Origin of the sequence: Bradyrhizobium sp. Pha-3 (assembly GCF_042258325.1) — a bacterium.
GTDB lineage: Bacteria > Pseudomonadota > Alphaproteobacteria > Rhizobiales > Xanthobacteraceae > Bradyrhizobium > Bradyrhizobium elkanii.
The window spans coordinates 1,684,805-1,704,097 of record NZ_CP170151.1 but is presented as its reverse complement, the minus strand read 5'-3'; the positions used below and the strand labels follow the sequence as shown (position 1 = coordinate 1,704,097).

At 64.3% G+C, this 19,293-nt stretch carries 20 protein-coding genes and 1 riboswitch; of the genes, 11 read left to right on the top strand and 9 right to left on the bottom strand.

Annotation, left to right across the window (positions count from 1 at the left end; translation table 11 throughout):
• Positions 1 to 84: 84 nt before the first annotated feature.
• From ACE10X_RS08205 to ACE10X_RS08195, 3 genes are read left to right on the top strand one after another with little or no spacing between them, the layout of a single operon-like run.
• Positions 85 to 210: a hypothetical protein gene (locus ACE10X_RS08205; RefSeq protein ID WP_375764147.1), complete on the top strand. Its 126-nt coding sequence runs from the start codon at positions 85 to 87 to the stop codon at positions 208 to 210.
• 14 nt (positions 211 to 224) lie between these two features.
• Positions 225 to 1,190, top strand: a complete 966-nt coding sequence (locus tag ACE10X_RS08200) for a hypothetical protein (RefSeq protein ID WP_375764146.1) — start codon at positions 225 to 227, stop codon at positions 1,188 to 1,190.
• Positions 1,117 to 2,106: a hypothetical protein gene (locus ACE10X_RS08195; protein WP_375764145.1), complete on the top strand. Its 990-nt coding sequence runs from the start codon at positions 1,117 to 1,119 to the stop codon at positions 2,104 to 2,106. Before ACE10X_RS08200 ends, ACE10X_RS08195 begins: the two co-directional genes overlap by 74 nt.
• 593 nt (positions 2,107 to 2,699) lie before the next feature.
• On the opposite strand, the gene ACE10X_RS08190 is transcribed toward ACE10X_RS08195, so the two are convergent.
• Both ACE10X_RS08190 and ACE10X_RS08185 read right to left on the bottom strand, forming a co-directional pair.
• Entirely contained in the window at positions 2,700 to 5,180 is a 2,481-nt protein-coding gene (locus ACE10X_RS08190; RefSeq protein WP_375764144.1) for a phage/plasmid primase, P4 family, read from the bottom strand.
• 157 nt (positions 5,181 to 5,337) lie between these two features.
• The gene (locus ACE10X_RS08185) at positions 5,338 to 5,667 is read right to left on the bottom strand and encodes a hypothetical protein (RefSeq protein WP_375764143.1); all 330 of its coding nucleotides are present in this window, start codon (positions 5,665 to 5,667) and stop codon (positions 5,338 to 5,340) included.
• 665 nt (positions 5,668 to 6,332) lie between these two features.
• On the opposite strand from ACE10X_RS08185, the gene ACE10X_RS08180 reads away from it, so the two are divergent.
• The 4 genes from ACE10X_RS08180 to ACE10X_RS08165 all read left to right on the top strand — a co-directional run bounded on the left by ACE10X_RS08180 (position 6,333) and on the right by ACE10X_RS08165 (position 8,668).
• Complete coding sequence (locus tag ACE10X_RS08180; RefSeq protein ID WP_375764142.1) at positions 6,333 to 6,803, top strand: hypothetical protein; 471 nt, start codon at positions 6,333 to 6,335, stop codon at positions 6,801 to 6,803.
• An 81-nt stretch (positions 6,804 to 6,884) separates the two neighbouring features.
• Entirely contained in the window at positions 6,885 to 7,223 is a 339-nt protein-coding gene (locus ACE10X_RS08175) for a hypothetical protein (protein WP_375764141.1), read from the top strand.
• 90 nt (positions 7,224 to 7,313) lie between these two features.
• A complete protein-coding gene (locus tag ACE10X_RS08170; protein WP_375764140.1) occupies positions 7,314 to 8,141 on the top strand; it encodes a hypothetical protein in 828 nt (275 codons plus the stop codon).
• Positions 8,138 to 8,668 carry a hypothetical protein gene (locus ACE10X_RS08165; protein WP_375764139.1) on the top strand — a complete coding sequence of 177 codons (531 nt, stop codon included), beginning with the start codon at positions 8,138 to 8,140 and terminating at the stop codon, positions 8,666 to 8,668. The genes ACE10X_RS08170 and ACE10X_RS08165 overlap by 4 nt, the downstream gene beginning before the upstream one ends.
• 325 nt (positions 8,669 to 8,993) lie before the next feature.
• Here ACE10X_RS08165 and ACE10X_RS08160 read toward each other — a convergent pair whose 3' ends face one another.
• Together ACE10X_RS08160 and ACE10X_RS08155 are read right to left on the bottom strand one after the other, a co-directional pair.
• Positions 8,994 to 9,800 carry an SDR family NAD(P)-dependent oxidoreductase gene (locus tag ACE10X_RS08160; RefSeq protein WP_038388177.1) on the bottom strand — a complete coding sequence of 269 codons (807 nt, stop codon included), beginning with the start codon at positions 9,798 to 9,800 and terminating at the stop codon, positions 8,994 to 8,996.
• A 103-nt stretch (positions 9,801 to 9,903) separates the two neighbouring features.
• Positions 9,904 to 10,485 (bottom strand): 6,7-dimethyl-8-ribityllumazine synthase, encoded by a 582-nt coding sequence (locus tag ACE10X_RS08155; RefSeq protein ID WP_038388176.1) that lies wholly within the window; start codon positions 10,483 to 10,485, stop codon positions 9,904 to 9,906.
• A gap of 78 nt (positions 10,486 to 10,563) precedes the next feature.
• Positions 10,564 to 10,719: riboswitch (FMN riboswitch) on the bottom strand.
• A gap of 441 nt (positions 10,720 to 11,160) precedes the next feature.
• On the opposite strand from ACE10X_RS08155, the gene ACE10X_RS08150 reads away from it, so the two are divergent.
• Both ACE10X_RS08150 and proC read left to right on the top strand, forming a co-directional pair.
• Positions 11,161 to 11,661, top strand: a complete 501-nt coding sequence (locus ACE10X_RS08150; RefSeq protein WP_016844492.1) for a YbjN domain-containing protein — start codon at positions 11,161 to 11,163, stop codon at positions 11,659 to 11,661.
• 178 nt (positions 11,662 to 11,839) lie between these two features.
• Positions 11,840 to 12,670 carry a pyrroline-5-carboxylate reductase gene (gene proC / locus ACE10X_RS08145; protein WP_038388175.1) on the top strand — a complete coding sequence of 277 codons (831 nt, stop codon included), beginning with the start codon at positions 11,840 to 11,842 and terminating at the stop codon, positions 12,668 to 12,670.
• 162 nt (positions 12,671 to 12,832) lie between these two features.
• Here proC and ACE10X_RS08140 read toward each other — a convergent pair whose 3' ends face one another.
• From ACE10X_RS08140 to ACE10X_RS08120, 5 genes are all read right to left on the bottom strand, one after another.
• A complete protein-coding gene (locus tag ACE10X_RS08140; protein WP_038388174.1) occupies positions 12,833 to 13,243 on the bottom strand; it encodes a thioesterase family protein in 411 nt (136 codons plus the stop codon).
• Positions 13,244 to 13,288: 45 nt separating this feature from the next.
• A complete protein-coding gene (locus ACE10X_RS08135; RefSeq protein ID WP_375764572.1) occupies positions 13,289 to 14,230 on the bottom strand; it encodes an IS110 family transposase in 942 nt (313 codons plus the stop codon).
• A 270-nt stretch (positions 14,231 to 14,500) separates the two neighbouring features.
• Complete coding sequence (locus tag ACE10X_RS08130) at positions 14,501 to 14,704, bottom strand: tautomerase family protein (RefSeq protein WP_018269806.1); 204 nt, start codon at positions 14,702 to 14,704, stop codon at positions 14,501 to 14,503.
• 119 nt (positions 14,705 to 14,823) lie between these two features.
• Entirely contained in the window at positions 14,824 to 16,338 is a 1,515-nt protein-coding gene (gene hisS, locus ACE10X_RS08125; RefSeq protein ID WP_038388185.1) for a histidine--tRNA ligase, read from the bottom strand.
• Between the two features lie 274 nt (positions 16,339 to 16,612).
• Positions 16,613 to 17,692 (bottom strand): branched-chain amino acid aminotransferase, encoded by a 1,080-nt coding sequence (locus ACE10X_RS08120; protein WP_038388173.1) that lies wholly within the window; start codon positions 17,690 to 17,692, stop codon positions 16,613 to 16,615.
• A 330-nt stretch (positions 17,693 to 18,022) separates the two neighbouring features.
• Here ACE10X_RS08120 and ACE10X_RS08115 point away from each other — a divergent pair, with 330 nt between their 5' ends.
• Together ACE10X_RS08115 and ACE10X_RS08110 are read left to right on the top strand one after the other, a co-directional pair.
• Positions 18,023 to 18,568 carry a MarR family winged helix-turn-helix transcriptional regulator gene (locus ACE10X_RS08115; protein ID WP_375764138.1) on the top strand — a complete coding sequence of 182 codons (546 nt, stop codon included), beginning with the start codon at positions 18,023 to 18,025 and terminating at the stop codon, positions 18,566 to 18,568.
• Between the two features lie 19 nt (positions 18,569 to 18,587).
• The gene (locus ACE10X_RS08110; protein WP_038377300.1) at positions 18,588 to 19,292 is read left to right on the top strand and encodes a response regulator; all 705 of its coding nucleotides are present in this window, start codon (positions 18,588 to 18,590) and stop codon (positions 19,290 to 19,292) included.
• The last annotated feature ends 1 nt before the right edge of the window (position 19,293 follow it).

Here is a 19,293-nt window from a genome sequence, read left to right as displayed (position 1 = left end):
CTGATTGCTTGAAGCGCGGATCGAATGTCACCCATTACAGGCCGCCCACTTGGGCCGCTGGACTCTACCAGAGGGAGACAAACCGTGAGCCAACCACCGCGTATGGAATTCAAATTTGTAGGAACATACATTCATGCCGAGGGCATTGCAGGCATCATCGGAGCAGTTACGATTGCCGCCATTGTGTTGGCTTTTTACTTCGGAAGTTGAGGCCGGAGAGGCGAATGAAGCTCGGAAAGCTGATTGAGGCCTACCGCACGGATCCGGACTCGGATTTCCGCAGGCTCAAATACGACGTCCGAGTCAAACACGAGCGATTGCTCTCGAGGATTGCTCGCGAGCATGGGAACAGTTCGTTCTTGCGTATTCGAACGCGCAACTTGATCTCCTGGTACAACGACTGGGTCGGCGCCGACGACAAGGTAGCAATGGCGCTTTCGCTCGTGGGACGGCTTCGCGTCCTGTTTCGATTTGGCGCGACTATACTTGAAGACAAAGAGTGCGCCCGGCTGTTCGATGCACTGTCGGGTACGCGCTTTGAAATGATCGGTCCTCGCTATCAAACTATGACCCTAGACCAGGCCAACGCAATCCGCTTGGCGGCGCATGATTTTGGTTGGCCGTCGATAGCGCTGGCGCAGGCACTGCAGTTTGAGCTTCTGCTTAATCAGAGGGACGTGATCGGAGAATGGGTGCCCCTCACCGAAGATGGTGTGTCCGATGTTCGATGGCGAGGTCAAAAGTGGCTACGAGGCCTGCGCTGGTCGGACATCGATGCAAATAATGTATTGCGGCACTCCGTCGGCAAACGACAGCGTCGAATTGAAGTTGATCTCCGAACGGCTCCTATGGTCACGGATGAACTGCAGCACGTGATCCACCGGACAACCGACGGACCTGTTGTGATCAACGAGATCACCGCCATGCCATGGAGCGCAGCGGAGTTTAGACGCAAGTGGCGCATTGTCGCCAAGGAGGCTGGCGTTCCCGACGAAATCACCAATAGAGACAGTCGACCTGCGGGTATGACTAGAGGCGGGGGCGAGCGAGCGAGCATTGTTCGGGGGGTCACGCTGCGAATGCTCCGAGAAAGCATACGCGCATCGAGTCACAGAAATGAGCTGTTACGGGGAGTTGGCGACGAGGAGTTGCAGAAGGCTCATAAGGCAGCCCCACCTCGTAGGACGTGATCAGGATGCCGGAGGTGGAGTGAGAAGTCTCGACGACCTCTATCCGTATCAGCACGACATCGTCAACGAGCTGTACATCAAGACGGCCGACGACAATTATGTTGTCGCGCGATGGTGCTTTGCGAACGGGCTCGACACAGATTTCTTTTGGCTCGCTGCGCACTGCGTCGAGAAGTACCTGAAGGCCGCTCTTCTCCTGAACGAGAGGCCCGCGAGGAATTATGGCCACGACATCGAGAAGCTCTATGCGGACGTGAAGCCGCTTGCCCCCGAATTGTTGCCGGCGATGCTCACAGTCCCAGATCATCTGCCGACGAGCCTGTTCTCGCTGGGCGATGAGTCAACCGAAGCCTTCATCAAGCGGCTCTATTTCTACGGCCAACCGGACAATCGCTACAGCTTCATCGGCTACATCCGGCGAGGATCGGACATTCTCAAGTTGGACCAGCTCGTGTTTGCCGTCAGGCGATTGTGCCAGCCCCTGGAGGTGCATTTCCTCGGCGGCAGCGACCGATACAAGAGCGAAGCTTGGATACCAAATCAGACGCGACGCGAGAGAATGCTCCAGGATGATCCGTCGTCTCGAAATCTCTACACGAACCTCGAACAGGTCATCAGCGGCAAGCGCGGAAAGCTGCAGCGACACGTCCTGCTGAATTGGAATCTTCCATTCGCCCCGTCGGATTTCAGGCACACGCGCATGGCCTATGGCTGGATGACCGTGAACCCCGTGCTGGTGCGGCGCTTCCTCGATCCGCTGGATGCGGGCAAGCCCGAGAAGGACAAGCACGCGGACGACCTGTGGACGTGGGCAAGGGACAACCTCCACCTGCCGCGCGATTTCGTAAAGGCCTACGAGAAGGCGCGCTCGGACAGAAAGGCCGCAGCGAAGGCACGCGCGGAGAGCAAGTCGTGAAGAAGACTGTCTAGGATCGGAAGCTTCTAGGATCGGAAGCTTGCGATTGCGCGCCGATCATCATTGGATGGGCTATCGCCCGCAGCTACGGCATCGATGGCCCGCCGGACGACCGCCATCATTCGCGGGTCCTCGCGGTCGCAGGCCCGCCGCCACGCCTCAAACAGCCTAGCCAGCTCCCGCGCCCGCCCGGCATCGCCCAGCTTTGCACCCATGACCCTCTCCCTCGGCGAGCGGCATGCTCGCGCCGAGAAATAGGAATATAGTCATAGGTCTGGGCTGCCAATTGACTGCGACGGGCCGAGGTTGGCGGGCCGCAGCGAGCCGCCGGACGGCCCAGCGGCCGGGCAGCCCAAGCGCCCGCCCGGTGGCCGCGCGGCCGAGCCGGTTGGCCCGCTGGCAGCCCCGGGGGCGGCGGTTGGCAGCTATTTGCGAGCCTTCCGGGCTCGCTGGCGGTCGCGCAGGTCGCGGTGGCGGCCCGGGGCGGTGCCCCATACTCGCCCGGGGTGCCCGCGGCGCTGGCCGGCTCGCCAAAACCGGCTACCCGAGAGCGGCTACGCGCCAGCGCTGCAACCCATGGGATGCTCGGGCGCTCAGATGGGCAGTTCGTCCGGGGGCTGCTTCTCGGCCCTCCGCCACTGCAACTTTACGAACACCCTGTAGCCGTCCACCTTCACGGTTTCGTACCCACGATCCTGGAGCTTCTTGGTGAACTGGCCCTGCGACTCCGGAAACTGACCGGCCCTCTCCATCGTAAACCTGTAGCTCTCGTAGATGCTGGCTGCCGTTATTCTGTCAGCGGGGTTTTTCGTCCGCGCAAAGCCGTTCTCCATGAACCGCCCGAGGTGGTCCTCTGCATAGAAGAACTCGTCGGTGGTCTCCTGCACGATGGCGGGCAAGCGGTGAAACCTGCGCTCATGATACAAGAGCGTGCCATCCACCATCCATCGCAGAATGGCGGGCAACTCCGCTCGCAGCTTCGCCTCCAATTCCACGTCCTTCAGAAACACCCACTCCGCTTCGCTTACCTCCTCTGGCCTCTCCGTCGCGTGCATCATGAACGGGAAGATGAGAACGCGACGCTTGATGCCGCCGTCGACGTTCCTGATCCTCGGTAGCGACTGCCCAGCAAACCACGGAGTGAAACGCGCGTCGAACGTGACGTTGTTCTGATAGAGCGCGCGGGCGGTCTGATCGACACCGCCCGTCACGTTCTTGACGAACTCTTCGTTCCAGAACTTGTCGGTGGGGTTCTCGTCTACGGTGATGACGCGAGCGTGCCGCGCTGAGGCTAGGTCATATGACGGCTTTGGAACGCTCGACGATGCGAACATGCTCTCGGGGGCCGCGAAGTGAAGGCCCGTGCCACTGGTCACTCGCCCGAGCACCCATCCCAGCGTCCTCAGGACAAGGCCCTTGCCGTTCGAGCCGGTGTATCCGTGCAGATAGAACAGCTTGTTCTCCCGGTTGTCCCCGATCAGGCTGTACCCCATGCCGAGCTGCAGGAACCGAGCATAGCCCTCGTCGCCGCGCGTGATCTGACGCACGAACTCGATCCAGTGCGGACAGTCGGAGGTCTCCGCTGGCGCAACTGCGGCGACCCTCGTCACGAAATCCCCCCGGATAGGCGAGCGCGTCTGACCGGTGCGCAGGTCGATCGTACATCCGGGGGCGCCAAGCAGAAGCGGGTCGGCATTCCATACGTTCGACTTGACGCGGATGGCCGTGGAGTGTCGAACGTGGAATTCGATGGCGCTGATGAACGTCTTCGTGACAACGCGAGCCTGCACCTTGGGTGGTTCGTCCGCCACCTGCTCGCGCAGGAAGTCGCGTATCATCTCATAGATCGGCGTGAGACTGTCGGGCGCCCAGTAGCCGAGATGCTGATTCCACGCGTAGTACATCTTCTCGTCGATGTCGTAGCGAAGGCGATCACGATTGACTTCGACGAATTCGATGGCGGCGATGTCCTCCGTCATGAAGACCTTATTCGCGAGTTCGTCATGCGGCTCGCGCTGACCCTTGGTCAATTGCGTTCGGAGCGTCTTGACCGTCTTCGCGCGATTGGCCCTATCTTCGCCCCACTGCTCGGTGACAGTCTCGAACGCCTCGATGACCTCCGCCTCCGTGATCCACTCGCGGGCGACCATCTGTCCCATGTGGTAGGCGTAGAACGCGACGGCATCGTTGCGTCCCTCGATCTCCTTCGCACCGGGGCTGACCTCGATCTTTCTGCCTTCTACACTGGTCTCCAGCTTCTTGCAGTACACGCCGAGCCAGTGCTGCGCATAGGCCTTGCCCTTCTTGGCGTCCGTGTTCGCGCGCCGCCTGCTGGCCTTCGCCGCCTTCTTCTCCTCGGCTATCGGATGCTTTTGCGATTCAGCGATGTAGTATTCGCGTTGATCGCCGAGCGGGTGCTGTTCAACTCGGTCGAGCCACTGATCGAGGGTAAAGTATCTGTATCCAATGCCGCTGATGCTTCTGATGACATGATACTTGTCGCCGAAGAACGGCATGTTGAGCTGCTTGGGATCGCCACCCGACTCTAAATCCTGTATGGGCGGGAATGGCTCGTACTTGAGGCCAGAAAATCCAAGCTTGTAGCTCAGTCCTCGGATCACCTCGGCATTCTCCTGCAACGATACCGGTACGTCATACCGGAAGAGAATTCGCAGTCCGCCGCTCTTGGTCAGATGCGAGGTGAACGACAACCCGACTCGTCCGACCGCCTCGACCAGCTCGCGTATCTTGTCCGGGGCATCGTAGACGTCGACGTCGACCGCTCCCCATCGCGTGGTCATTGTCGCCACGTCGCAGAGCGGCACGACTATGCCGGTGCGCCCCTCGATGTGATCGACGTAGGCGCTGGTCGGCGCTGGCATTTCGGGGGCACCAGACGCAATCTCGTCTTCACTGGGAACGCGCTTGTAGCCCAGCGCGGACTTGAGCTTGCCCGGTTCTTGCTTCTTCGGATACGTGACCGTGTAGAAGTTTGGTGCCCCCGGGAAATGCGACTGGAGGCGGCGAGCGCGCTTTTCAACGTCTAGACTCGCGATCTTGGGCTTACTGGCCATGCCTCACCTCCTGCGCGATATCGCTTGAGATGGGGCACTTGTGGTTGTTCGGTGGTGCGTGTAAAATTGTTGCCGAGTAGCTGGCAGGGTTCATGAGCGTTTCTCTGTCGGTTGCGCGGCCCGGCTGCATGGCGAGTGCAGACCGGGCCATGATGTCTCAAGCGGCTCGCACGCGCGGCGCTTCGCGATAGGCGTATGCGTCGGCCTCGTACCAGTGGTGTCCGTTCAGGCGAATGGTCGGTATCGGCGGCGGGAAGCGCTTGTCCTTCTTCATCCGTCGCATCAGCGTGTGCGGGTGGATGCCGTCCAGAATTCTGCAGAACTCTTTGGTGTTGATGATGCGTTCGTTGCTTCGATCGACGACGTCGGGCTTGGATGCGGTGCGCACGAATGCTCTCCTTGACAGGAGGGTTCTCGATGCGATGTGCGTTGGCGGGAATACCGGGCGCGCAAAAGCAAGAGAACCCGAGGGTTCGGTCTTGCCCATGTCTCGCCCCTTGAGGTCGGGCTTCGCGGAGAGCGCGCGTGCGACCTGTGGCGTTTGACCCGGAGCCAAGCGCTTAGTTGCGCTGGACAGGCTGGGTGCTGGCAGGCCACCGCCCTGCACCCATACAGCGGTTGTACGCTGCCACGGCGCGGCGTGACGGCGCAATAGGCACCATTTCGCCCCTGTGGGTAACTGGGCCGCCGGTTGTATTTCCGGCGGTTAAGACACTGTTTTGGCTAGATAAAGTGGTTTTATTCGGGGGCAGGAAGTGTTCGAAGTGGCCGGGGCCTAGAACTTTCCTATAGCCGTTGTACCCGTTCGGTACTCGCTCTATGGAACAGTTCAGGTTAAGGGCCACTTCGACCACTTCCACCCCCCCGCACGCGGCCACCAAAACGGTGGAAAAATCGTGGCTTCTGGGGCGCTTACGCGATGCGTGCCCACCTAAGATTGCGCCGATAGCGAAGCACATTCGCCCGGCGCGCGCCTTCCCCCGAACCCGGTTCGTTCCGCCCGCGCTACCCGCCAAGTGGCCGGGCACCCGAAACGCGCATTCCGCTGCAATTGTAGGCCGAGCGGCACCTCGCTTGCTCGCGCGACACCACGGGGCATATGGTGGGGCAGCATTCAACCTATGGTTTTTCTATACGGGATCACTACTGCAAATGCCCAGAGATCAGCGAACAGCCACCCGCATCGACGCGTCCAGGCAGCGGGCGAACGGCACGTTCAAGAAGGGCGTCAAGCCGGGAAGCGGACGCGCGAAGGGCACGCGCAATCGGACGACGACGATCCTGAAGGACGCCATCCTCGAGGCGGCAACGCGCGTCGGCCATGATGGCAAGGGCAAGGACGGGCTCGTCGGCTATCTGCAGATGCTCGCCGTCCGAGAGAAGGCGGTCTACGCGCGTCTGCTGGAGAAGGTGCTGCCCATGCAGCTCCATCTGGAGAACAAGACCGCCCCGATCTTCTCGCCCGCCGAGGCCGTCCAGCGTCTGCGCGAGAAACACCTTCCCGTGCCGCCGCCCCTGCTGCGGCTGGCCGAGGGCGCGAGTCGCCCGCTGGCCGACGACTACGAGGACGAACTCAATGGAGTTGGATCGGAGGAGGAGCCCGATGCGGCGATCACCGACTAGCTCTCCCCCGAATGTTCGGCGCAACGGGCTGCGCCGAGAGCTGTTCATCAGCCGATTTCCCGCCCGACAAGAGGACACCAGATGATCACCTACCACCGCAATGTCGACGGCCAGCAGGTCGCCGACGCAGAGGCCCTCGACGCCCGGGGCGTCATACGGCCGGGCTACGCCATGCGCACCGCAGCGCGTCTCATGGACGGCGCGCCGACGCCGCTCACCGACGAGCAGCGGCAGGCCTTGCGCGACGAGGAGAAGAAGCGCCTGTCGAACGCGTGGCGCGATCCGTCTGCGCCGTTCCGCCGCGACGCCGCGCCGACGCCGGTTCGCGATCGAGAGCTCGCGCACGTCAGCGATCAGCGCCTGCGACAGGAGTACCAGCGATACGAGCAGATGATCCAGGACGCTTGGAAGCAACCGTGATCGAGGGCCCTTCGGGGCCCTCATCACTTTCAGGAGGGAACAGGAATGTTGAGCAGACTTACCGAGAGGGCCGCAGCGCGCTTTGCCGACATGACGAGCGAGGTCGAGGAGGCCCGCGACCAGATGAACGCGTCGCAGCGTCGCATAGGGGAGATCGAGCGGCAGATCAGAAACTACAGTCCCGAGACGCAGGCCGCGCTGATTGCTCCACTGCAGCGCGAGCTGAAGCGTCACCGGAGCCGCAGCGAGGCCGCGCAGGAGAACTTCGTCGCTCTGTCGCGGGTGCACACCGCCGTTCGCGCGTGGATCGATCAGCTCGGCGCTGCGGCGGAGCTGGAGGACGCAGAGGGCGAGCTGGTCTCGCCGAAGAGCGGCGAGCACTACGCAGACGCTGTTCTCCGCGTCCGCGCCGAGATAGACGAGCTGCGCGGGGCTCGCTCCAAGATATCGCGCGCCGTGGCTCCCCTCGACGAGCTGTACGCGCAGGCCGACGCTCACGTGGACGCGCTCGCGGCTCGCGGCACTCCCTCGCTGCGGTTCGAGGGCGACAGGCTGGTCATCAGGCACGAGGTCGAGGGCTACGCCGATCAGGCGATCGTCCACTCAGCGTGGCTGTTCCCCGATCGCATGAAGGAGCAGCTTCGCGAAGAGATCGACCGCCGCCGCGCGCGAGAGACCACCGACAGGCTCACCGTGATGTCGTCGACGGAGCGCGCGGCCAAGCTGCGCATGATGGACCGCCTCATTCTGGAGAAGGAGCGCGAGGAGGAGAGCCTGATCCGCGACGCCGAACAGGAGAACACCGCCATTCGGCGACGCGAGAAGGCCAGCCCGCTCGCCATTCTCGGCGTGCGGTTCGCAGTTCGCGACGCGCAGCCTGCTCCCGTGCAGCCGCAGCCGGTGGAGGCGCAGGCGTGAGCGCCCCCGGCACGGCCGCTCCCGGCACGCAGGCGATAGGTCAGGCGAGCGACGACGTGAACGCGACCGCGGCAGGCGTCCTGCTCGCCGCGTCCTCCGGCCTGCTCGCGGGCGCTGCGTCGGGATCGGCGACTGCGGCGGGCGTCCTGCTGCAGAGCGCCTTCTCCGTCGTGCCGGGCCACGCGTCTGCTTCCGCGCAGACAGACGGCGCGACGCTCTCGGCCGCTGTCGCGCTCCTCGCGGGCGCGGCGTCCGGGCAGCAGCGTCCCGTTCGCGCCTCGCGCGGCGGCGTGCAGCTCGTCCGCCGTCGTCGCGGAGACGCCGTGGCGCGCGGCGCTCTGCTGCGGGTCGGCGTCTCGCTCGCGCCCGGAGAGGCGCAGATCGGCCACGAGATCACCGTGAGAGAGGCCGACGGCTCGATCTGCACTCACGTGTTCTTCGGCCTGTCCGACGAGGAGCTGGCGGACGATGACTTGATGCTGACGCTGATCGAGGGGGACTTCGACACGTGGCTGCTCAGCGCATGAGTTCGGGCCGCTCGTCTCGCAGCGAGTGGTTCCGTCACCCGGCTGGTCCGGGCGCGGACAAGTGGGCAAGTGTCCGCGACAAGCAAACAACACCCACAGCGGGCGGCCGGTTCGCTCCCGGCGCGGCCCGCGCCCTGCGTCCTCGTCGAGGGCGGGCCGCGGCGATGCCTCCCCTCTGGGCGTCGTCGCGGCTCACGGGCGGCGCATGCCCCCATTGCTGCCCCGGGCTCGACCCGCCCCCGAATACTCCCTATTTTGCGTCGGTTTTCGAACCGGGTGCCCGGCTCAAGGCCGGGACGACACCGAGCATCTGGCGCCAGACGCGTTAGAACCCCGGCCGCGGCACGTGGCTCATCAGCGTCCGCGCATAGCCGCCATCGACGATGATTTCCTCGCCATTGACGTAAGACGAGCGATCGCTGGCCAGGAACAGGGTCGCGTCCGCCATGTCCTGCGGTGCGCCGATCCGGCGCATCGGCACCACGGCGGTGCGCCGCTCGGTGACCCCTGGCGTATCGTAGAAGGCCTGGCTCATCGGCGTCACGACAAGGCCGGGGCTCACCACATTGCTGCGGATGCCATGCGGCCCCCATTCCGCGGCGAGTTGCTGCGAGAGCATCACGACGCCGGCCTTGCTGACGCTGTAGGCGCCGCTCTGCCCCTGCGCATTGCTGGCGGCGATCGAGGCGACGTGGATGAGGCTGCCGCGTCCGGCCTTGCGCATCTGGCGGCCGAACGCCTGCGCGCAGATGAAATAGCCGGTGAGATTGACCGCCAGCACCGCATTCCATTCCGCGAGCGCGAGCGTATCGAGCCCGCCCGGGCGCAGCACCGCCGCGGTGCTGACGAGGATGTCGCAAGCGCCAAACGTGCGCGCGACGGCGTCGGCGACAGCGGCGACATTGTCCTCGCTGGTCGTATCGCAGCTCGCAACGAGATGACCGTCACCGAACTCGCGAAGCGTTGCCTTGGTCTCCGCAAGGGAGCGCTCGTCGCGATCGAGCGCGGCAACCCTGGCGCCGGCACGCGCGAAGCTGACGGCGGTGGCGCGGCCGATGCCGCCGCCTCCGCCGGTGACGACGGCAACGCGGCCCGACAGGCCGAGCCAGTCGGAGGAATGTTGTTCGGTCATGGGCGCCTCCCGCGCGTTTTGGCTTTATGCCGCAAGCATAACCGAACGCGCCGCAGGCGAGAGCGATCCCGGCACGCATGCCGGAATCGCTTTTCCGCCGATGCTAACCGGGGATTCCCGCCGCGACCTGGCCGCGCAGCCGCTCGAGGCTGAGCAGCGTGTTGGCACAGGCTTCCGCGACCTCGATCCCCTTGATCACGAAGTGCTTGCGGAAGAACTCGTAATGCACCTCGGTCTCGTGGAATTGCTGCGGCGTCAGCACCGCCGAGAACACCGGCACCTCGGTGCGCAACTGCACATCCATCAGTGCCTTGATCACGGTGTCGGCGACGAATTCGTGGCGGTAGATGCCGCCATCGACGACGAGCCCGGCTGCGACGATCGCGGTGTAGCGGCGGGTCTTCGCCAGCAGCTGCGCGTGCAGCGGGATCTCGAACGAGCCCGGCACCTCGAACACGTCGACATTGGTGATGTGACGCGCCTCAATCTCCTTCAGAAAGGAGATGCGGCATTCTTCCACCACGTCGCGATGCCAGGACGACTGCACGAAGGCAACGCGCTGCGGCTTTGCGAAGTGCGGATGCTCCGGCGCCGGCGGAATGGCCGGCGTATCGGGGGCACTTTCTGCCTGGGAGGTTTGGACTTGAGAAGCTTGAACGTCTTGGTCTTGCAACATCTGATTCATGGCTTTCCTCTTTCAGGACCAGAATCAGGGCACACGGACAACGACACGAGCCCACGCGAAAATCGCGTTGGCCGCCGCAACCGTTCTCTTTCATCCGGACTGTAACCGTCGGCTTCGGAATTGCACCGAATCTGCTGACCCTTCCCCCCGGCTTCGCGGAAGGAAGGCGCTCGCGGGCTTGGGCTCGTCACCCTTACCGCCGGTGGGGATTTTCACCCCGCCCTGAGAACTCGGCACGCCCGGGATGGACGTGCCTGAGGCGAAATATGACCAAAGCGCGACAGCCGGGCAAGGCCTTTGGCATGGGGAAACGGCATGTCCCCATGAGCGCGTTGCGGCTCTGCGAGGTTGATGTGAGGGCCCGACCACTGATTCACAGGCGCGGCGAAGCGCAGGCAAATGGTTAACAAAGCGTTACGCGAACGCTTAGATTCCGATTTGTTCTCAAAATCACAGATGTGGCGGAGATCAGCTGTGGACGATGCGCGCTTTGGCTGTGGACGGACTCGGCGTGCGGTTGCGCGGATTCCGCAAATCACATCACTTCATCGGCGTCAGGTCCAGGGGCATCCGGAAGCCCGGTCAAGGAACTGCACTCGGCCACGACGCAGTATGTCGCAAGTGCCGGCTTCCGTGTGCGTATCAAGCGATCATAAGAACAAGGTCCGAGACGGCATGTCCCTCCTCGAAAGCATTATCGATTCCCGGAACAACCCGCTTGCGGTGGTCGAAGATATCGCCACCGACAACAACTGGGCGTTCGAGCGTTCCGGCGAAGACGAGGTGACGATCGTCTCCAAGGGAGACTGGATCGATTATCAGCTCTCGTTCACCTGGATGGGCGAGATCGAGGCGCTGCATCTCGCCTGCGCCTTCGACATGAAGATGCCGCAGGCGCGCCGCGCCGAGGTGCAGCGGCTGGTCGCCGCGATCAACGAACAATTGTGGGTTGGCCATTTCGATCTGTGGACCCACACCGGCATGGTGATGCACCGTCAGGCGCTGGTGCTGCCTGGCGGCCTCACCGCCTCCACCGCGCAGTGCGAGGCCATGGTGGTCAACGCGATCCACGCCTGCGAGCGCTACTATCCGGCGTTCCAGTTCGTGGTATGGGCCGGCAAGTCGACCGCCGAGGCGATGGCCGCAGCGATGTTCGACACCGAGGGCGAGGCGTAACGGTTTCGCTCCAGCAATCCACACCCTCAGTGTCGTCCCTGCGAAAGCAGGGACCCATACTCCGCGGCCGCGGGGCTCACGCAAACTGCTTGTGGCTGGCGTCACGCTTCACTAGAACCGCCTGTGGTTATGGGTCCCGGCTCCAGGCCGGGACGACACCGAGTTTGTGGAGCCACCCGTGAACACATCCAGCAGCGCACTGAAAAATTCGACCGGCACCATCGCGCTAGCGGGCGCGGGCAAGATGGGCGGCGCCATGCTGACCGGCTGGCTCGCCCAGGGCCTCGCACCCGAGCTCGTCGCGGTGATCGATCCGCATCTCTCGCCGGAGATCTCCGCGCTTGCCGCAAAGGGTGTGCGGCTCAATCCGCAGGCAAAGGATCTCGGCACGGTCGACACGCTTGTCGTCGCGGTGAAGCCGCAATCATTCCGCGACGCCGGCGCCGCGCTGAAATCCTTCGTCGGTCCCTCGACACTCGTCGTCTCGATCATGGCCGGCACGACCATGTCGGCGCTGGAAGAGGTTGTCGGCGGCGCGGTGGTGCGCGCGATGCCGAACACGCCGGCGGCGATCGGTCGCGGCATTACCGTTGCCGTACCGTCGAAGCGCGTCACCGCCGCGCAACGCGCGATGACCGATGCGCTGCTGAAAGCGACCGGGCTCGTCGAATGGGTCGACGATGAGAGCCTGATGGACGCGGTGACCGCGGTCTCCGGCTCCGGTCCGGCCTATGTGTTCCTGCTCGCCGAGGAGCTCGCGCGTGCCGGCGTTGCGGCCGGCCTACCCGAGCAGCTTGCGACCACGCTGGCGCGGGCGACCGTCGCCGGCTCCGGCGAGTTGCTGCATCGCTCGGATCTGCCATCCGCGACCCTGCGGCAGAACGTCACCTCGCCCGGCGGCACCACCGCTGCCGCGCTCGAGGTGCTGATGGCCAATGACGGCATGCAGCCACTGATGACCCGCGCGATCGCCGCTGCGACAAGGCGCTCGAAGGAATTGGCGAAATAGCCGCCTGCTAGTCCCGTCACCCTGAGGTGTGCGCTCTTGCGCACCTCGAAGGGTGCACGGCCCGCGGCCCATCCTTCGAGGCTCGCCCAGCGGCGCAAGTGCGCCGCAAGGCTCGCACCTCAGGATGACGTCGGAATACGCGGATCGGCCTCAAGGCTTCATCTAGTGCGCCGAACCCGATGTCCCGGCAAGCCGCTTGTTAAAACTCTCGACATTGATCAGACCGCGGGCGTGGCGGCCTTCGCCGAGCTTGCGCGTGCCCTCAAAGGCCTCGACCTCGAAGCGGATCACGCGGCGCTCGACCGCGACCACCTTCGCGGTGGTCCGCACGGTGGCGCCGACCAACGCAGCGGCGAGATGGCGGACATCGACCTCGGTCCCGACCGTGACCCAGCCGGGCCGCAACGCGGCGCGGATGGCATCGCCCGACGCCATCTCCATCTCGAGGATCATCATCGGCGTCGCATAGACCATCGGCATGCCGGGCACGAAATGCCCGACGGTGCGCTCCGGCGGCACCACGAGCATGCGCTCGGCACTCATCCCGATCCTGATGAATTCGCGTGCGTCCATCGGTGCCTCAAAAAGACTGTCGTCCCGGCCTTGAGCCGGCAACTGTTATGTTGGTTTGGTCTGCAGGTACGGCTTTCGGTCTCGCATCATGGCATTGAGGACCGTGAGCAGCTTCCTGGCGACGGCGATGAGGGCGAGTTTGGCTGGTTTTCCGGCCTGTCGCAGTCGTGCATAGAAGGCCTTGAACGGATCAGCTCTGCGAACTGCGTTGAGGGCCGCCATATAAAGGGCGTCACGAACGCGCTTTCGGCCGCCCGCAATCTTGCGCTTGCCGCGGAAGGTGCCGCTGTCGACGTTGAAGGGAGCAAGGCCAGCGAGCGCTGCGAGTTGTTTCGGTCCGACCCGCCCGAGTTCCGGCATCTGCGCGATGAGCTGTATGCAGGCCACGGGACCCACGCCGGGCAGCGAACGCATTAACTTCGCATCGTCCGCGATCTGCGCTTCGGCTTTAATCAATGCGCTGATGTCGGCCTCGATCTCGGCGATCTCGCTGTCGAGGACCTCGATGAGGCGGCCAATGCGTTCGGCCATGGCGCGATCGTCGGCCTCGCTGCGCCGGTTCTTCTCCTGGGCGCGCATGAGGACCAGCTGATCCCGCCGTTTTGCAAGCCTCGCCAAGGCGCCCCGTGCAGGATCGGCGACCTGCTCGGGGGCGGGCTGCATGGCCCGCGCAAAGGCCGCCAGCATCCGCGCATCGATCGGATCGGTCTTGGCGAGCAGGCCGCTGGCCCGTGCAAAGTCGCGGGCACGGGCCGGGTTGATCCGTGCGAACTGGATCCCGGCCTGACGCAGCGCCTCGCGAAGCGCGAGGTCATAGATACCCGTCGCCTCGAAGACCACCAGCGCATCGCATTGCCAACGCGCCACCTGCTGTGTGATGGCCTGTGTCGCGTTGGCAATGCGCCTCGGCACGCCGTCAGCCTCATCAAAGATATCGAGGTGTTTTTTGGAGACGTCGATTCCGACGTAACGAAGAGCTATGATCACGGTGCCTGCCCCTGTGATGCGAGGTCTGTTGCGCAGCCTCGTGCAACTGTTCAGGTTGATAGATGGAACGGGCGGGAGACCGAGCCGGCTCGCGGCGTCAAGCGCCAAGGACCCAACGGCTTCCCGCCCACCCACATCCTGACAGACTTCCAAGACACAGGGACCCATAACCACCGACGCTTGTGTTGCGATGGCTGGGGCCCCAGCGAACATACACAACAAGCATCGGTGGTTATGGGTCCCTGCTTTCGCAGGTACGACAGAGGTGAATTACTTCTTCGCGGCGGCGGCGCGCTCGACGAACGACTTGCCACCCTTCATCTTGTGATGCAGCGGCGCTTCGTTGATCTGGATCACGACCGCGTCGGCATCGACGCCGAGATTCTTCACCAGCGCCTGGGTGATGTCGCGCATCATGCCGAGCTTCTGCTCGTCGGTGCGGCCGGCGGCCATGCTCACGGTGATCTCAGGCATTGTTGCTCTCCCTCTCGTTGTCGCCATGGCCGGGCTCCTCCCGGCCATTCACGTCGCCGCGCATCAAACAAGAGGTGGATGCCCGGCACAAGGCCGGGCATGACGTCACAAGCGAATGGCTATCCCCACGCCACGTCATGCCGCGCCAGGACCTCGCGGACCCTGGCGACCAGATCGGCTTCCGCGCAGGAGAACTGCGCCGGACGTGTTTCACGCCATTCCTGGTTGGAGGCGATCGCAGCCGCGGCCTTGGCGCCCTCGATCAAATCCTTGATCTGCACCTCGCCGCGCGCCTTCTCGTCCGAGCCCTGGATGATCACGCAGGGCGAGTTACGGCGATCGGCATATTTGAGCTGGTTGCCCATGTTCTTCGGATTGCCGAGATAGAGCTCGGCGCGGATGCCGGCCTGGCGCAGTTGCGCGACCATCTTCTGGTAGTCGGCGACGCGATCGCGATCGAACACGGTGACAACGACAGGACCGAACTCGGCCTGCGTGTCGAGCTGGCCGAGCATCGTCAGCGCGGCCTGCAGGCGCGACACGCCGATCGAGAAGCCGGTTGCCGGCACCGGCTCGCCGCGGAAGCGCGAGACGAGGCCGTCATAGCGGCCGCCGCCACCGACCGAGCCGAACCGCACCGGGCGGCCTTTCTCGTCCTTGGTGTCGAGCAGCAGCTCAACCTCGTAGACGGGGCCGGTGTAATATTCGAGGCCGCGAACAACGGTCGGATCGATGCGAATGCGATCCGCGCCATAGCCGGACGCCGCGACCAGCTTGGCGATCTCTTCGAGCTCGCTCACGCCGGCCTGACCAACTTCGCTCTTCGCCAGATAGGTCTCTGCCGCAGCAATCGCCTCTCGCCAATCGTCACGCTGCTGCGTGACGGCCAGGACGATATCGGCATCGGCGGGGCTCAGGTCGGCGCCCTTGGTAAAGTCGCCCTTGCCTTCCTCGCCGCCATCCCACCGTCCGGGACCCAGCAGCTTGCGAACCTCGTCGGCGGGAAATTTGTCGAGCTTGTCGATCGCGCGCAGCACCGTGAGACGGCGGCCTGCATTCTCCTCACCGCCGAGGCCGATCGCCTCGAGCACGCCATCGAGCACCTTGCGGTTGTTCACCTTTACGACATAGGAGCCGCGCGGAATGCCGAGCGCTTCCATCGTGTCGGCTGCCATCATGCAAATCTCGGCGTCGGCCGCCGGCGTCGCCGAGCCGACGGTGTCGGCGTCGAACTGCATGAACTGGCGGAAGCGGCCGGGACCGGGCTTCTCGTTGCGGAAGACGTAGCCGAACCGATACGACCGATAAGGCTTCGGCAGCGCATCGAAGTTTTCCGCAACATAGCGCGCGAGCGGCGCGGTCAGGTCGTAGCGCAGCGAGATCCACTGCTCGTCATCGTCCTGGAACGAGAACACGCCCTCGTTGGGCCGGTCCTGGTCGGGCAGGAACTTGCCGAGCGCGTCGGTGTATTCCATCGCCGGCGTCTCCACCGGCTCGAAGCCGTAGAGCTCGTAGACGGCGCGGATCTTCTCGACCATCGCCCGCGTGGCATTAATCGCGGCCGGGCCGCGATCTTCCAGCCCGCGCGGCAGGCGCGCCTTCAGTTTCTGGGGTTTTTTGGGTTTCTCGGCCATGTCATGCGTCACAGGTCCGTAAGCCGCGGCAGCTTACAAATAGAACGCCGGGTTACCAGCCAAGGCCCGATGCAGCAAGCCTACGGCGCTCCTTACCTCGCCCCGGGTGCGGGGAGAGGTCGAAATTCGAGCGCAGCTCGAATTCCGGGTGATGGGGGACCCTCCACGAGCCGGTCTCTTATTTGCGGAAGCAGCCCCTCACCCCACCCTCTCCCCGCAAGGGCGGGGCGAGGGAGTGAGCGAGCACGCCTGCCTTACGCTAAGCCGAGGCGGCTCAGGCGACGTTTCGGATCCAGTTATGCGGGTCGTTGGTGCGACCGTACTGGATGTCGACCAGCTTCTTGCGCAGGCCCATGGCGACCGGGCCGGCCACGCCGCCGCTGATCTGGAAATCGCCGCTTGCCGAGCACACCTTGCCGATCGGCGAGATGACGGCCGCGGTGCCGCAGGCGAACGCCTCCTTCAGCTTGCCGCTGGCGGCGTCAGCGCGCCATTGCTGGATCGTATAGGGCTCCTCGCGCACACGCGTGCCGGCATCCTTGGCAAGCGCGATGATCGAGTCGCGGGTGATGCCGGGCAGGATGGTGCCGAGCGGCGGCGTCAGCAGCGAGCCGTCGTCGAACGCGAAGAACACGTTCATGCCGCCGAGCTCCTCGATGTAGCGGCGCTCGACCGCATCGAGGAACACGACCTGGTCGCAGCCCCGTTCGATCGCCTCGGCCTGCGCGCGCAGGCTGGCGGCGTAATTGCCGCCGCACTTGACGGCGCCGGTGCCGCCGATGGCGGCGCGTGTGTAATTCTCCGACACCCAGATCGACACCGGCGCCGGGCCGCCCTTGAAATAGGAGCCGACCGGCGAGGCGATGACCGAGAAGATGTATTCGGCCGACGGCTTCACGCCGAGGAAGATCTCGCTCGCGATCATGAAGGGCCGCAGATAGAGACTGCCCTCGCCGCCCGGGATCCAGGCGCGATCGATCCGCACCAGCTGCTCGACCGCATCGATAAACAGATCCTCGGGCAACGGCGCCATCGCCATGCGCTCGGCCGAATCATGGAAGCGGCGGGCATTGGCGTCGGGGCGAAACAGGTTCACGCCGCCATCGTCGCGCTTGTAGGCCTTGAGGCCTTCGAAAATTTCCTGGGCGTAGTGCAGCACCGCGCCGGCCGGATCGAGCGGAAAATTCGCACGGGCCTCGACGCGGGCGCTGTGCCAGCCCTTGCCCTGGCTGTAGCGGACGATCGCCATGTGATCGGTGAAGACCCGGCCGAAGCCGGGGTCCACGAGCTTCGCCGCGCGATCCTTGTCGGACGTTGCATTCGGCGAAGGCTGGATATCGAATTTCAAAGTCATTTTTCTTGCTTTCCGCTGTCGGAACCGGCGCGATACCCGGCGCCGGCCTGTTTCCCCCGGAGCCATCAGGCTCGGCTGGCCCGAACTTCACCACCGCCGGCCGCGCCGCCGGCTTCCATCGCCAACATGCCGTTTAGACATGCTTTTGCGGAATGCTGAAGTCCAGTATGTTTGCCGAAATGCCGCTCGACAATCGCACGGTAGTCCAATTTGCGGCCCAAACCGCCTCACAGGCTCGTTCAGGCCGCCTTAAACGCTGTCGAGGACAAAACGACCTAATGTTTCGTCGTGACAGGCAGTTTTGTAACATTGAACCCAAGATACGTCAATATGGCTGACATAAATTTCTCAGGGGCTGCCAAGCCCGATTCGCAGGGAGACGACAACGCTCCTGCGGCGGGGGCGCGCGACCTGCGCTGGGACATCATCGAGCTGCTGTTCTTCGCCTACCGCGACTTTGTCGGCGACGCCGACCAGGAGCTGGAGGCGTTCGGCTTCGGCCGCGCCCACCACCGCGTCATCCACTTCGTTACCCGCTATCCGGGGCTGAAGGTCGCCGACCTGCTCGACGTCCTGCGCATCACCAAGCAGTCGCTCGGGCGCGTGCTCAAACAGCTCTTGGACGAGGGCTACATCGTGCAGAAGACCGGCAACAACGACCGCCGGCAGCGCCTGCTCTACGCCACCCCGAAGGGCGAGGCGCTGGTCGCCAAGCTCGCGGGGCTGCAGACCGACCGCATCAACCGCGCGGTCGCCGGCATCGATCCGGCCGGCGTCGGGACGGTTCGGCAATTCCTCCGCGCGATGATCGACCGCGACGATCCCGACAAGGTGCTCGAAGCGATCTTCGGCGGCGGCAAAAAAACGAGGGAGTGAGCTGGTGCAGGCTGCAACCATGATGCGCGCGCCGGTCGAGCCGGCCGACGACGCGCCGCATCTTCTCCTGGTCGACGACGACCGCCGCATTCGCGACCTGCTGTCGCGCTTTCTTTCCGGCGAGGGCTATCGCGTCACGACGGCGATGAGCGCCACCGACGCACGCGCCAAGCTGCTCGGGCTGCATTTCGACCTGCTGATCCTCGACGTGATGATGCCCGGCGAGAACGGCTTCGACCTCGCCCGCTTCATCCGCAGCTCCTCGACGGTGCCGATCATCATGCTGACCGCCCGCCACGAGGCGGAAGCCCGCATCGAGGGCCTGCAGATCGGCGCTGACGATTATGTCGCCAAGCCGTTCGAGCCGCGCGAGCTGGTGCTCCGGATCGGCAATATCCTCAAGCGCACCGCGCCGCCGCAGGTCGCAGTCGTCGAGCAGATTGCGTTCGGCCCCTACATTTTCCACATCGAGCGCAGCGAACTGCGTCAGGGCGAGGAGATCATTCATCTCACCGATCGCGAGCGCGAGATGCTGCGCATCCTCGCCAGCGCGCCCGGCGAGACCGTGCCGCGGGCCGAACTGACCTCCGGCGGCACCGTCAACGAACGCGCGGTCGACGTGCAGATCAACCGCCTGCGCCGCAAGATCGAGCACGATCCCGCCAATCCGCTGTTCCTGCAGGCGGTGCGCGGGATCGGCTATCGCCTGGTGGCCTCGCCCTGAA

Coding starts and splice junctions, on each gene's coding strand:
- ACE10X_RS08120 (WP_038388173.1), bottom strand. CDS start 17,692: ATGACTTTGAAATTCGATATCCAGCCTTCGCCGAATGCAACGTCCGAC.
- ACE10X_RS08180 (WP_375764142.1), top strand. CDS start 6,333: ATGCCCAGAGATCAGCGAACAGCCACCCGCATCGACGCGTCCAGGCAG.
- ACE10X_RS08200 (WP_375764146.1), top strand. CDS start 225: ATGAAGCTCGGAAAGCTGATTGAGGCCTACCGCACGGATCCGGACTCG.
- ACE10X_RS08130 (WP_018269806.1), bottom strand. CDS start 14,704: ATGCCTGAGATCACCGTGAGCATGGCCGCCGGCCGCACCGACGAGCAG.
- ACE10X_RS08185 (WP_375764143.1), bottom strand. CDS start 5,667: ATGGGCAAGACCGAACCCTCGGGTTCTCTTGCTTTTGCGCGCCCGGTA.
- hisS (WP_038388185.1), bottom strand. CDS start 16,338: ATGGCCGAGAAACCCAAAAAACCCCAGAAACTGAAGGCGCGCCTGCCG.
- ACE10X_RS08140 (WP_038388174.1), bottom strand. CDS start 13,243: ATGGACGCACGCGAATTCATCAGGATCGGGATGAGTGCCGAGCGCATG.
- ACE10X_RS08195 (WP_375764145.1), top strand. CDS start 1,117: ATGAGCTGTTACGGGGAGTTGGCGACGAGGAGTTGCAGAAGGCTCATA.
- ACE10X_RS08175 (WP_375764141.1), top strand. CDS start 6,885: ATGATCACCTACCACCGCAATGTCGACGGCCAGCAGGTCGCCGACGCA.
- ACE10X_RS08190 (WP_375764144.1), bottom strand. CDS start 5,180: ATGGCCAGTAAGCCCAAGATCGCGAGTCTAGACGTTGAAAAGCGCGCT.
- ACE10X_RS08110 (WP_038377300.1), top strand. CDS start 18,588: ATGATGCGCGCGCCGGTCGAGCCGGCCGACGACGCGCCGCATCTTCTC.
- ACE10X_RS08170 (WP_375764140.1), top strand. CDS start 7,314: ATGACGAGCGAGGTCGAGGAGGCCCGCGACCAGATGAACGCGTCGCAG.
- ACE10X_RS08115 (WP_375764138.1), top strand. CDS start 18,023: ATGGCTGACATAAATTTCTCAGGGGCTGCCAAGCCCGATTCGCAGGGA.
- ACE10X_RS08160 (WP_038388177.1), bottom strand. CDS start 9,800: ATGACCGAACAACATTCCTCCGACTGGCTCGGCCTGTCGGGCCGCGTT.
- ACE10X_RS08150 (WP_016844492.1), top strand. CDS start 11,161: ATGTCCCTCCTCGAAAGCATTATCGATTCCCGGAACAACCCGCTTGCG.
- ACE10X_RS08155 (WP_038388176.1), bottom strand. CDS start 10,485: ATGAATCAGATGTTGCAAGACCAAGACGTTCAAGCTTCTCAAGTCCAA.